Origin of the sequence: Acaryochloris sp. IP29b_bin.148, assembly GCF_028285565.1 — a bacterium.
Classification (GTDB): Bacteria; Cyanobacteriota; Cyanobacteriia; order Thermosynechococcales; family Thermosynechococcaceae; genus Acaryochloris.
The window spans coordinates 19847-33772 of record NZ_JANQOY010000157.1; the positions used below are offsets into that span (position 1 = coordinate 19847).

Annotated in this window: 5 protein-coding genes; all 5 read right to left on the reverse strand. The window is 52.0% G+C overall.

Annotation, left to right across the window (positions count from 1 at the left end):
- Nucleotides 1-6: 6 nt before the first annotated feature.
- The 5 genes from Q0986_RS14940 to Q0986_RS14960 all read right to left on the reverse strand — a co-directional run bounded on the left by Q0986_RS14940 (nt 7) and on the right by Q0986_RS14960 (nt 13880).
- On the reverse strand, nt 7-4473 hold the full coding sequence (locus Q0986_RS14940; RefSeq protein ID WP_299411695.1) for an amino acid adenylation domain-containing protein: 4467 nt from the start codon (nt 4471-4473) through the stop codon (nt 7-9).
- A 288-nt stretch (nt 4474-4761) separates the two neighbouring features.
- Complete coding sequence (locus tag Q0986_RS14945; protein ID WP_299411698.1) at nt 4762-5793, reverse strand: TauD/TfdA family dioxygenase; 1032 nt, start codon at nt 5791-5793, stop codon at nt 4762-4764.
- A 5-nt stretch (nt 5794-5798) separates the two neighbouring features.
- Nucleotides 5799-10511, reverse strand: coding sequence for a non-ribosomal peptide synthetase (locus Q0986_RS14950; protein WP_299411700.1), 4713 nt, complete (start codon nt 10509-10511; stop codon nt 5799-5801).
- A complete protein-coding gene (locus Q0986_RS14955; RefSeq protein WP_299411705.1) occupies nt 10501-13665 on the reverse strand; it encodes an amino acid adenylation domain-containing protein in 3165 nt (1054 codons plus the stop codon). Before Q0986_RS14955 ends, Q0986_RS14950 begins: the two co-directional genes overlap by 11 nt.
- A gap of 44 nt (nt 13666-13709) precedes the next feature.
- The gene (locus Q0986_RS14960; protein ID WP_299411709.1) at nt 13710-13880 is read right to left on the reverse strand and encodes a hypothetical protein; all 171 of its coding nucleotides are present in this window, start codon (nt 13878-13880) and stop codon (nt 13710-13712) included.
- Nucleotides 13881-13926 lie beyond the last annotated feature (46 nt).

Sequence of the window (13926 nt, forward strand, 5' to 3'; positions counted from 1 at the left end):
GGTGAATTAACAAAACTGGGCCATTAATTGATCGAGTTCTCCCTGATCGAGATCGGCATCAGGGAAATCCGAAGGCGTAAAGCCCCCTGCATCGGGGGATTGACAGTGGTGAATCACTTGTTCTAGTTGCTGTAGGTATTTCTGGGCTAGGGATTCAATCGTAGTAGGACGATAAAGCTGATCACTATAGCGCCAGCTCAGCCTGAGCTGGCCTGCCTGGATGACACCACTGATATCTAGGAGATACAAGCGACGGCTGGACGCTGCCCGACCCACTCCGGTCGAGAAAGGGGCAAGGGTGAGAGTATCGATTTCATCTATCAGCTGATCGGTTTGTCCCAAATAGTTGAAGCGAACCTCTGCCGAGGGTATGGCCTGGAGTTGCTTCTGAACGTTGACATCTGTGCAGAGATAGCGCAGTAGTCCAAAGCCAATCCCTTGCTGAGGCACCTGCCTCAGCGTTTCCTTGATCTCTTTAATCACACCTCCGATGTCAGCGGGATTGTCCCCTTTGAGAATCACAGGATATAGGGTGGTGAACCAACCTACGGTCCGCGAGATATCCAAATCGGAGAATAAATCTTGACGGCCAAATCCTTCTAGATCCAGATGAAGGTGAGGATGTCCCGTCCATTGGCCAACTGCAAGGACCAACGCCGTTAGCAGCAAATCATTAATCTGAGTTTGATAGGTAGCGGGCACCTCATGCAGAAGCGCTTGGGTGAGTTCCTTAGACAGGGCACATTCCCAGGTGCATGGGTGGGATAGATCAGGATCTTCACAGTCAAAATCTTGTGGTAGCACAGGAGCCATAGATTGCCCCTGCCAATACTCCAGTTCTTGCGCCAGCGCAGAGGATTGGGCAAGGTCTTGTAAGCGAGTTGCCCAGGTTTGAAAGGATGTGGTTTTCGGCGGTAGATTGATCGGCTGTTCCTGTTGGAGTTGCTGGTATGCCAAGCGTAAATCTGCTAAGAGAATTTGCCATGACACGCCATCAATAACCAGATGATGACAGACCAACAGTAGATATTGTGGATGCTGAGGCCCCAGATTAAAGAGCACCACTCGGAATAAGAGTCCTTTGGTTAAATCCAGGCTGGCCTGGATCTGACTAGCTTGAGCCTCAAGAGTAGAAGCAAGATCTTGGGGGTTTAAATCGGGCAGTTCCACCACAGATAAAACAGCGTTAGGCGAAGTAGCCATCACTTCTTGTTGCCAACCTTCACTAGTCAGCGTGTAGCGAGACCGCAATCCGTCATGGTGCAGCAACACTGAATCGAGAGCGGCCTCCAAATACTGGAGAGTTACGGGCTGCCCGCTCTGCAAAAATACAGCTTGATTCCAATGGTGAAGATCAGGATTTTGTTGGTTAAAAAACCAGTGTTGGATAGGCGTAAGGGTCACAGGACCCGTCACTAGTCCTTGCTCAGCGGTGATGGTAATGGCGGTTTCGACGACTGTAGCAAGTTCAGCAATAGTAGGGTGCTCAAACAGCTGCTTCGGCGTAAACCTGAGACCGACTTGCGTCGCCCGACCTACCATCTGTATACAGAGGATAGAGTCTCCACCTAACTCAAAAAAGTTGTCGTGGATGCTGATGGAATCTTGGCCTAGCACTTGGCTCCAGAGTTGAGCTAGGGTCTGCTCTTCCTCCGTTCGGGGAGCTGTGAAGGGTCGTTTTTCGGTTGGGAGAGGTTGGGTCGCTAGGGATTTGCGATCGCATTTTCCGTTCGCCAATCTCGGTAGCGTTTTCAACTGGACAAATTGCGTCGGCACCATCTGTTCCGGTAGCTGACTGGACAGATAGTCCCGTAACTCGCTACTCTCGGGTCCGGGCCAAGATTTGGGCACTATATAAGCCATGAGTTGGTCATGGTCCTGGTTTTGAAGCGCTAACACCACTCCTTCTTGGATGGACTGATGCTGCAGCAAAATAAATTCTATTTCAGCCAGTTCGACTCGAAAACCTCGAATTTTGACCTGATGGTCTTGGCGACCGAGGAATTCAATTGAGCCATCATACCGATAGCGAGCCCGATCGCCCGTGTTATAGAGTCTCGCTCCAGGTTGTTGACTAAAGGGATCTGGGATAAACGAGGCCGCCGTAAGTTGAGGCTGCTGCCAATAGCCCCGCGATACGCTGTGCCCACCCACATAAAGGGTGCCAGGCAGACCAGGCGGCAGGGGCTGTAGGTTTGCATCCAGCACATGGGCATAAGGCATCCCCTGACCAATAGGGACGGTGACGGTATCGCGGGGATGATCCTCGATCTCGTCTGCGGGGTATGTGAGGACCCCTACCGTGGTTTCGGTCGGACCATAGTGATTGAGAATTTGACAGTGGGGAGCAAGCGCCTGAATCTGATCCACTAAAAACCAGTCGAGGGCTTCGCCACCCAAAATAATCTGCTGTTGAGGCAGAACTGGTTGGGAGCCCGACATCAGGCTACGGAGATGAGCGGGCACAATTTTAAGAACATCGATAAGCTGCATCTCTTCCGCAAAGGCCACCGCATCTAGACAGCGTTCTGGGGCCAGGATATGGAGGCTATGACCATTACAGAGACAGGGGAACAGAATGGTATGGCCTAAGTCTGCGGCTAGGGTAGAGGCCAAAGCCCAGTGACCTGCCTGGGGACTGTGAATTTTGGAAGTGATGTCGTGAATATAGTGGGTAAGGTGGCGATGCTCTACGCCCACCCCTTTAGGTTGTCCAGTGGAGCCAGAAGTGAAGATAATATAGGCCAGATTTTCTGGCGCAAGGGTGATGGTAGGAGGGGTATGGGGTTGGTTCGCAATTAAGGCTTGTTTTTGATCAAGATAAAGAACATCTGCGGTAGCGGGGATGCGATTTGCATACTGATGCAGGGTCAAGATCAGGCTAGGTTTGACTATTTCGATGCGCTGTTCCAGGGCAATGGCAGGCACACCCGCATCTATAGGAACATAAGCAGCTCCAGCCTTCAGAATGGCGAAGATGGCGACAATCAGATCAAGATTGCGATCTCCATAAATCATTACCCGCTGTTCTGGCCCAATTCCTTTGCTAACAAGCAGATGGGCCAGCTGATTGGTGCGCTGGTCAAATTCCTGATAAGTCAGGGACTGGGTGGCATCAATGACAGCTAGCTGTTGTGGTGTTCGCTGGGCTTGAGCAGAGACCCATTGATGAATGAGGGGGACGGGGGGAGGTGATGGCTGAGGTGCAGGGTTCGGGGGATGACCCGTGATGACCAGATCTTTGATGGGTGTTTGGGGGGCAGCCAAAACAGCCTGCAAAAGGGTTTCAAATAAAACGGCAATCTGTTCAATGCCCTGATCCGTGAACCCCTGTAAATCGTGATGCCATTCCAGGTGAAGATCCTGCCCTTGCTGGATGCAGGTCAGCTTGAGCTCAAAGGGATTGAGATAGTGGGTGAATAAAAGGGGTTGCAGGTTAGCTTTAGTATCTGTCGCTCCATCGATAAAGTCGAAACTGACGGGAGAAAGTGCAAGCGTAGGCGTGAAATATTCCTGATATTGCTCTAGTTCTTGCAGTTGAGTAGCTACCGTTTGGAGCCATTCCGAAAAAGGCAGGTGGGTATCGAGACGAACCTGAAAAGGCACCGCTTTGGCTACAGGGCCAGCGACTTCTTCGAGTTCGGCATACTTACGGCCATGTAGAGTCAAAGCCAATTCAAACTCTGACGTAGAGGTTAGACGAGAGAGAAGGAGTTGGAAGGTGGCAAAGCAAAGGTTTCTCGGTGAGGTAGCGAGAGTCTCAGCCCCTTGGAGCAACTGGGTGGATAGATCAGGTGCAAGGGTTCGAGCTAAGCACTGCGGTGTAACGTCCTCAGCTTTTAAATCCTGAATGGCAAAGGGGAGTTTGAGCCTGGTGGGGATAGACGGCTGCTCCCAGAACAGGCGACCTGTAGCAGTATCCTCAGATTCAAGCAGCTCATTCTGCCACTCAGCAAAATCTGCATACTGCATGGGTTCTGAGGGCAGCGCTTGATCTTGTAACAGGCTGGCTAGCTCTTGGGCTAAGAGCTGCCAGGTAGCGGCATCGGTACAAGGGGCGGGGAGAGCCAAGACCAGCAGGGCTTGATGCTCACAGGGAAGTAGAGCGGCCTGTAAACAGTCACCCGTAGCGAGGTGGGGAGTCTCAGAGGGCCAGGTCTGACAAAATTGGTGAAGCTCGGTGCGATCAATCGTTAGATCGGGCACATGCCAGTTTCTCAGGGGTAGAGGATTGGGTTCCTCAATCACTTGTAGAGGGACAGTCATCCCTTCTAGGGACTGGTAACTGGTATGGAGAACTTCATGGCGACTAATCAGTTGGTTCAGAGCTTTGATCAATCTCTGGGATTTGATGGCTCCATTGCAGAGAAGGATACAGTGACTCCAATGAGGCAGTTGAGGGTTCTCCTGGCGCAGAGATAAGTGCTGCTGTTGTTGAGGAGAAAGCCTAAATCCGGCAATCTGTTGGGTCATGACGGCATCTCCTGGAGTGCGGTGAGTTGGCAGAGGCCGAAGTATTGGCTAGATTCCCCCCAGAATTGGGGGGCTAGGGGGGCAAGTGCAAAATACTGTTCGATGCACAAAAAGTGCTTTAGATACAAACGCGTGACTCTGCATTGGCCCCCCCGGCCCCCCTTCCTTGAATGCCAAAGGCTATATTCTGGGGGGAAAGTATTGTGAGTTTGACGGGTTGGGCAAGGGTGAAGGAAGGCCCGTTCAATATGGCGAGGCCGAAAGGTATTGGTCAGGGTAGCGATCACCTTAGCTGACCTCCTTGGCTGCTTGAACGTCTTGAGAACTGTAGGGATCTGCCATTCCTGCGAGTACGCGACGAGGGCCAGTAAAGGGGCGACGGCCATGGGCAGTCAGCATATTGTCGAGAAGCAAGACATCTCCGGATTGCCAGGGAAAGAGAATCGTTTCTTGGGCAAAGGCGGCTCGAATTTCGGCCAAGACTGCTTTTGTTATTTCGCTGCCGTCGCCAAAGTAGGCATTGCGAGGCCAATGTTCTAGATGTTGCTGGGCTTCGCCTAGATTCGAGGCATGGAACAGATGGGCTTGATTAAACCAGACGGTATCGTGGGTGTGAGGATGAGTTGCGATCGCATCACAAACTTGCCGAGTCCGCAGCTGATCCGTGCCCCACCATTCAAACTCAATGTCGGCTTGGCGGCAAAAGGTTTCGACCTCCTGCCGATCTTCTGTTTGAAAGACCTCCTGCCAAGGCAGATCGAGTCCTCCACCATAATTGCGAACGTACAGCACCCCTAAGTCAGCAAATTTTTGGCGGATATCCTCCGGGATGCGAGCGAGAACGCGGCGGCTATCGGCAATGGGCGTTTCACCCTGTTCTAGGGCAGGCTGTTGACAATAGAAGGCTAGGGTCAGGGGCCACTGCCGGGCATAGGCCATTTCGTTATGGAGCGGAATCGTTCGGTCAGCGGGGTATTCCGTGGAAGTGTAGACGTTGCCTTCTACCTGGGTGCGGGGAGTAGAACGGTAGCTATAGGACATAGGGGTAGTGGACACGGCTGCCATAAATTCCCCAAACTCCTGGCTACCGCTCAGGGCAAAGCCACGAAAGAGGATGCCTCCGTGCGTGTGGAGATGGGTCTGGAGGCGCGGTAAATTCTGCTCCACCCAAGTCAGTAAACTGAGCCCGTTGACGATCGGTTGAATCATCAAGGGCAGGGATTGAGCCGCTGCTAATAGCGTCTCTTGTACCAATGCGGCATCAGAAACCTGCACTAGACGACGGCGGGTTTTTAAGGATTTGAGGGAAGGTTTATCCATTGAGGTCAAGACGAACCCTCCTGATTCTGAGACACAACGGCTTTCCGTTGGGAACGTTTGAGTTTTCCAAGACTATTGGTTTTCAAGGTCTCGGCTTGCTGAGATTGCCAGGTCAGTTGATGCTTGGCAATGTTAGTCAGTTGTTCACCGATTTTTGAGGACGACGCGATGACCATCGATTCCAAGGTGTGAGCGAAGAGCTGGAGCCAGCACTCAACTTTGGATCGCTGTAAACAAACGAGGTCAGCCATCATCTCTAAGCTCAGCACCTCTCCAGGAATAGCCCGGATAGTTAGGGGATAGCTGTTATTGACGAAGGAGCGAAACGCTTTAATTTGCACCGCTGTTTGTAAGGTTTGCACCGCAGCCAAATCTACCGGATAGTTCTCAAATACGACGACAGTGTCAAACAGGGCAGTCCCCTGGGGCACGTCACTGGCCTGTTGAATAGTGGTTAGGGAACTGTACTCAAATTGTCGAGCCGTGATTTGCTGCTCTTGCAGAGTTTGTAACCATGGCATCAGTTCAGTGTCTGAATCAATCTGCACCCGCACGGGCAGAGTGTTGATAAAGACACCTACCATTTGCTCTGCCTTGAGGAGTTGGGGGGGACGACCCGCTGTGGTTGCCCCAAACACCACGTCACTCGTTTGGGTGATATGGCTTAAGACAAGAGCCCAGGCCCCTTGAATCAAGGAGTTGAGGGTTAGGCGATGGTGATGGCACTGTTGCTGTAAAGCTGAAGTCACAGCGGCAGAGAGGGGATGACGCAGATGAATATAACTCTGCTGCCGATCGGCACGGCTACCAGCCTGGTCCTGCCCCATCGCAGCGATGGGCTGGGGCGCTGTAAAGCCTTGCAGATAGTCTTGCCAGAACTGGGTGGCGGCGGCGGCAGACTGCTGTTGTTGCCAAGCGATATAGTTTCGATAGGGCGCGGTAGGCGATAGGGGAGCAACTTGTCCTTGTTCTAGGGCAGCATATTGCTGAAACACATTTTGCAAAACTAAGGATAAGGACCAGCCATCTAGAACCAAATGATGAACACTCCAAATAAACTCAAAGACCGAGTCTTGAAGCTGGATTAGCGTTAGGCGCATCAAGGGGGGCTGTTGGACAGCAAACCCTCGGACGCGATCTTGGTAGAGGAAATCATCAAGGCGATGTGGTTCTGCTGATTCTCCTCGCCAATCTAGGGTTTTCCAGGGGAAGGTGACTTCTGCTGCAACCCATTGCCATGGATGATCGAGCCCCTCCCAGCCAAAGGCGGTTCTCAGGGCAGGGTAGTGGCGAATGACGGTCTGCCACGCCTGCTGGAGAGCTGGAATATTGAGAGGGCCTTGTAAGCGATAGCAAAACTGAGCCACATATAAGCCCTGGGAGTGGTAGAGGGTGTGGAATAACATGCCCTGCTGCATCGGTGCTAAGGGATAGATGTCTTCCAGTTCCTGCTCAATCGACTGTTGCTCAATCAACTGTTGTAAAATTTGTCGCTGAGGCAGGGAAGGTTGGTGAAGGGTTAGGGGTGTTTCAGGGCTGAACGGCTTTGCGGCATGGGCCAAGGCCCGAATTGTCTGATGCTGGAAAATATCTTTGGGCGTCAGGAGAATTTGGGCGGCATGGGCACGACTTACCACTTGCAAGCTCCGAATGGAGTCTCCCCCCAGATTAAAGAAATTGTCGTCAATGCCAATCGCTTCGATGCCTAAAATTTGAGTCCAAATGTCCACAAGGGCTTGTTCCGTCGTGGATTGAGGTGCAACAAAGGCATGACCTCGGGTAATCACCTCTGCGGTAGGGGCAGGCAAGGCTCGACGGTCAATCTTGCCGTTGGGGGTCAGGGGAAGCTCCGATAGCGACACATACAGCGTGGGCACCATGGCCAGGGGCAGGTGTTGCTGCAGGAACTGCCGCAGAGATTCTGGAGTGAGAGATTGGTTCGCATTAGGAACGCAATAGGCCACTAACTGGTTATCTTGGCCCTGAGCGACCACTACAGCGGCTTGCACCTGGGGATGCTGATGCAGGTGGAATTCAATTTCACTCAGCTCGATCCGAACGCCCCGAACCTTGAGTTGGTGATCGGCACGACCTAGATGTTGCAGGGTTCCGTCCGGTCTATAGCGAGCTAGGTCCCCTGTTCGATAGAGGCGGGCTCCAGGTACCGTGCTAAAGGGATGGGGGATAAATCGCTCTGCTGTTAAGCTGGGGCGGTTTAAATAGCCCCGTGCCAGGCCCATACCACCAATATAAAGTTCACCCACAACCCCGATGGGAACGGAATTGAGGTGGTGATCGAGTACATAGATGTCAGTGTTGGCAATGGGGTGGCCAATCGTAATCTCTAGAGACGCTTTGATCTGAGCATGGGTTGACCAAATGGTGGTCTCCGTCGGGCCGTACATATTCCAAAGCGTCTGACACTTCGGCAATAGTTGAGCTGCTAAATCCGGGGGAAGTGCTTCGCCCCCACTCAGAATTTGAAGGTTAGATTGCCCCGACCAGTCCGTGGCGAGAAGCAACCGCCATGTGGACGGGGTTGCCTGCATCAGCGTGGCGTTGGTCAGTCGTTGAGCCAGTTGATATCCATTGGTGGCTTTATCTCGATCGACCAAAATAACCTGGGCACCTACGATCAGCGGTAGAAATAGCTCCAACACTGCGATATCAAAGGAGACAGAGGTCACGGCTAACAAACGATCGGTAGCGCTAATCTTGAGTGCCTGTCGATGATGCAGCAGAAAATTAACCACTGCTGGGTGGGTAATTTGTACGCCCTTGGGTTGGCCCGTTGATCCTGAGGTATAGATAACGTAGGCCAATTGATCGGCCAGAGATTCAGCGGGAAGATTTTGTTCAGAGGCTGCTGCCCAAAGATGGGACTCGCGATCTAAGTTTAGGCAAGGAATATTCGGGATAAGCGAGGATAAATCGCCATGGGTGAGCACCAGTTGCAAGCCAGAGTCTGCCACCATATAGGCCAGTCGAGAGGTTGGATAGGTGGGATCTAGCGGGATATAGGTGCCCCCAGCTTTGAGAACAGCCAGTAGGGCAATCAGCAATGCTGGAGACCGATGCAGATAAATGCCCACAAAGGTTTCAGGACCAACGCCTTGGGTTTTGAGGTATCGGGCTAGCTGATTCGCTTTGTGGTTGAGGTCTTGGTAGGTGAAAGTTTCGGGTGGACAGGTCAGGGCTATCCCCGTAGGGGTGTGATGGGCTTGGGTCTCAAATAGCTGATGAATCAACTGTGGAGGCACATCCTGCGCGGTTTGATTCCACTGATAAAGTTCTGGGGGTAATGCCGTTGACCACAAGGGCAAGGTATCAATGGGCGTATTGGGTTTGGTGCTCAAACCTTGGAGCAGGGTTTGCCAGTGGGCCATCATCCGCTCAATGGTCACGGCATCAAATAAATCCGTGTTGAACTCCATCACTGCCGTCAGCCCCTCTGCCTGCTCGATGCAAATCAGAGTTAGATCAAGCTTGGTGATCTGGGCATTGAACTGGAGAGGGGTGAGCGTTAGGCCCAGAACATTTAGCGCTGTCGTCGGCGCATTTTGCAAAATCAGCATCACTTGAAACAGAGGTGAATAGCTGAGATCGCGGGGTACGTCTAGGGTGTCCACGAGTTTCTCAAAGGGGAGGTCTTGATGGGCATAGGCCCCTAGGGTTCGCTCTCGGACTTGGGCGAGAAGTTGCCTAAATGTGGGGTTGTCCGATAGGTCAGCTCGCAGTGCCAGGGAATTGATAAAAAAGCCAATCAAGCCTTCAACGGCGGTTTGGTTGCGATTAGCAATGGGTGTGCCGATGATGATGTCGGTTTGGTGAGTGTAGCGATGCAGCAGAACCTGAAAACTTGCTAATAGGACCATAAACAGGGTGCTGTCGGTGTCCTGAGCGAGTTGTTTGAGTTGTGCCGTGAGGACTGTGGAGAGTTCAATGGTGCAGCGATCGCCCCGATAGGTCTGTACCGCTGGTCGAGGTCGATCAGTGGGTAGCGCTAGAACAGGGGGTAGGGTGGCAAACTGCTGTTGCCAATAGTTGAGCTGTTGTTCTAGGCGATCCGTTTGCTGGCGTTGCCAATGGGAAAAGTCAGCATATTGAATGGGTAGCTCTGGCAAATGAGCGGGCTTAGACTGAAGGACTGCTTGGTAAAAATAAGCTAATTCGCGAATCAAAATGCCAGTTGACCAGGCGTCGGAAATAATGTGATGGAGCGTAATAAGCAGGACGAATTGGGATGGGGCGAGTTGAAGTAGCTTAATGTGCAGAAGCGGTCCTTGAGTGAGATCAAAGGGTTGGGTGGCGGCTGCCATGGCCACTCGTTCCACTTCCTGATCTTGTTTGTTAGCAGGCAACACTGATAAATCCACCTGCTCAATAGGAATGGCAATTTTGGGATGAATAATCTGCTGTGGTTGGTCATCAATAGTGGTGAATGTGGTGCGTAGGGTTTCGTGACGCTGCACCAACTGGTCAACGGCCTGCTGAAACGCCCCGATATCAAGGTCGCCCTCTAAGCGCAGAGCAGTGGGGATGTTGTAAAAGGGGTTGTCTGGTTCAAGCTGCGTCAAGAACCAGAGCCGCTGTTGGGCAAAGGAGAGGGGAATAGGTCCCTTGGGATCTCGGCGTGGAATGGTGATCCGTGGGGCAGCCTTTCCCTTGAGGCGTTGGGCTAGGAGAGCCTGCTTGGCGGGAGAGAGTTTAGCTGGCATGGAGCTGTTCCTCCGCTTCTTCATCGCTCAAGGCTTCAATCTCGGCGATTAAAATTTCTTCAATCACCTCAGCAGTATCGGCAATGGTGCGCGCATCAAAGAGACGTCGCAGGGGTAGCTCAATTTGAAATGCTTCTCGCAGCCGCGACAGCACTTGCGTAGCCAGCAGAGAATGCCCGCCTAAGTCAAAGAAGTTATCGGTGACGCCAACGGTTTCGAGCTGGAGTATTTCACACCAGATGGTTGCGATCGCAACTTCTGTATCCGTCCTGGGAGCTACGAAATTCTGGCTTAACTCAGGCCGCACCTTTTCGGGAACAGGTAGGGCTTGCCGATTGACCTTGCCATTGGGAGTGAGGGGCAACGCTTTTAAGCCGACAAAAAGGCTAGGAATCATATAGTCAGGAAACTGGGTTTGTAGATACTGCCGCAGTTGAGTGCTATCGACAGGTAACTCATTTGTCGTGACGACATAAGCTACCAGCACTGGATTGTCTGGTTGATCCTCTCGAACCACGGCAACCCCTTCCTTGATGGCGTCATGCTGAATTAAGGCGGTTTCAATTTCCCCTAGCTCAATCCGAAAGCCATGAAGTTTCACTTGCTGATCGACCCGTCCCAGAAATTCTAGGGAGCCATCGAGAAGCCGACGGGCGCGGTCCCCGGTTTTATACAATCTGATTGATGTCTGCCCTGAAGACGGAACTAAATCCTGGTCACCCATACCAGCCTGTACGCGATCTCCCCCCAAAATTGGGGGGCCGGGGGGGCTAATGCAGGGTTGATGCGAATAGGTAATAAATCGCTCTGCATTCAGATCTGGCCGATTGAGATATCCCCGACTGACGGTGTGCCCCCCAATATAGATTTCTCCCGGTACTCCAGTGGCAACAGGTTGAAGCTGACCATCCAATAGATAAACCAGCACCCCATTCAGCGGTGTGCCCATCGGCACGGTAGCACCAGTCGTTTCCTGGTAAACATCTGAAGTGACTGGATAGGTAAGCGCCCCTACTGTCGTTTCGGTTGGACCGTAGTGATTGAAAATTTTCAGGTCAGTTGAAGGATTGAGCTTCATTAAGGTTTCAACTAGGGACCAGCGACAGACTTCTCCACCTAGGATTAATCGCTGACGCGGCAATATTTCTCCAGAGTTTGCCCCTTTAAGCAGTGCTTGCAGATGGGAGGGAACGATTTTTAGGCAGTCGATCGGGTGCTGTTGGCAATAGTCCGTGAAGGCTTTGCGATCGCAAACTTGTTCCGTTGTCATTAAATGCAGCGTTCCGCCTTGGCAGAGACTGGGGAACAGCATGGTATGCCCTAAATCAGCCGCCAGGGTAGAAACAGAGGCATAGCTGCCGCCAGCAGGTAATGCCAGCCCCTCGATAACTCCTTCCACATAGGTCATTAGCTGCTGATGTTCCACTGCCACAGGCTTAGGTTTGCCTGTAGAACCTGACGTGTAGATTAGGTAAGCTAAATGCTCCGGTTTAACGGAATTGCTAGGCTCAGTGGTCGGGTATCCAGACTTTTCCCCTTCATCTACGTAGATAATCTCTGGCGCATTTTCAGGCAGCCGTTCCCTTAGCTCAATTTGCGTGATCACCAGGGGTACTTGCGCATCCTGAAGACGATAGGCAATCCCTGCGGTGGGCAATGCTGGATCAAGGGGTAAATAGGCACTCCCAGCCTTTAGAATGGCGAGAATCGCCACCATCGCCTCCACCGATCGATTGAGGTATAGGGCAATGGGGATATCTGGACCTGCCCCCATCTTTTGCAGCGCATGGGCAAGCTGATTGGCCCGCTGATCAAGTTCTTGATAGGTGAGTTGCTGCGATTCACAGACCACCGCAATGTGGTCAGGAGTCAGTTGGGCTTGTTGAGCAAATTGCTGATGGAAGCAGCAGCTTGAAGCAGTAGTGGGAATTTGAAGTGGGTTTTCTCCCTGCAAGGTAAGGTTCTCTAACCGTTGGTCTGGGTTAGATAGAGCATGGCAAACGACCGTCCGCCATTGCTGGCCTAATGTTGCCATTGCAGTTTCAGCAAACAAGCTGGCATCATAATCAAGCTCGGCCTGGACCTGCTTGTCCTGTACCAAACAGCTTAGACAAAGGGGCGATGTATCCTGCTGCCCCCATTCCCGCTCAATTCTGAACGTAACATCTCCACCAACAGGAGGATAAAAGGTTTGATAGGTATAACTGACTGAGCTAGGTTTATCACTGGCAAAGTAGTCCTGCCATTCTTCTAGCTGCTGCCAATTCTGCTGAACCTGTTGGATAAGGGTAGTCCAGGACATGGACGCTGAGAAATTTCCCGGAAATGGCAATAAACGCTGGTAAGCGCCGATACCCGATTCGAGTTCTGGATCAGAGCGATGCTGAGGAGCGACGCCAAGGGTGAAGTCCGTCTGCTCCGTATGTTTCCAGAGGACAACTTGCCAAGCGGCTAGCAAGAGTGCTCCAGGGTCCTCTAGGGTGCTCAGTTGTGCTTGTACCTCTTCGGTAAGATCAATATTGAAAACAGCAGTTTGGAAGGCTGCGGTTTGATGTCGTTTCTGCAAAGGGGCAGCTATAGGTGATAGGTCCTTTTGCCAAAAGGCTTGGGCGGTAGCGGCATCTTCGTCTACCGAGAGCGATCGCTGCCAGGCTTCGTATTCAGAATATTGAACAATATCGTCAAGCGCCGAGGTTTGCTCTCCGTAGACTTTAGCCAATTCTTCAACCAAAAGATGTAGGCTTTTGCGATCAGCACACAGCGCAGGCACGGTAAGCAGCAACCAATTTTGGGTGGCCTGCTGTCCTAAAACAGCTCGTAAGACCGGAAATTGATCTACATCCTGAGGCCCTTCCTGCGCCCTGGCAATGATTTGTTCTAAGTCTTGTCCTTCCCAATTAGCCACTTGCCAACTCACAGTGGTTTGAGGCTCAACCATCTGCAAAGGGACTGTCAGCGTTTCCGGTTGCCGAAAGTGGGTTCGTAAGCTGTCGTGGCGTTCCACAACGATCTGTAGGGCCTGATGAAGCTTGTCTGAATTGAGTGGCCCACTTAAGGACAGCAGCAGTTGGCGCATGGGTTGCTGTGCTGACAAGGACCACAGATGTCGCTGTTGAGCTGAAAGTTGAAATCCGCTGAGGGTGGGGAACTGCATGGTTTAGGTAGGAACTTAATCGAGCAAGGTTTGATAGGGATGGGTTATCCGGTTAAGCGCTGCAAGGCTCTCACTTCCCGGCCTTCTGTCAACACTGATGCTGAAAGCAGTATTTGTTGACATTGCGAAGCCTCTCGCAGCCCCCTAAATCCCCCATCCTGGGGGACTTTGAGCTTGTATGCAGACTGGATAGTGGAGCCGAAAATCTTAAGCATGGTTCTCTCAAATCTGATGGCAATATCTATGCAGCAAAGCTAGTCA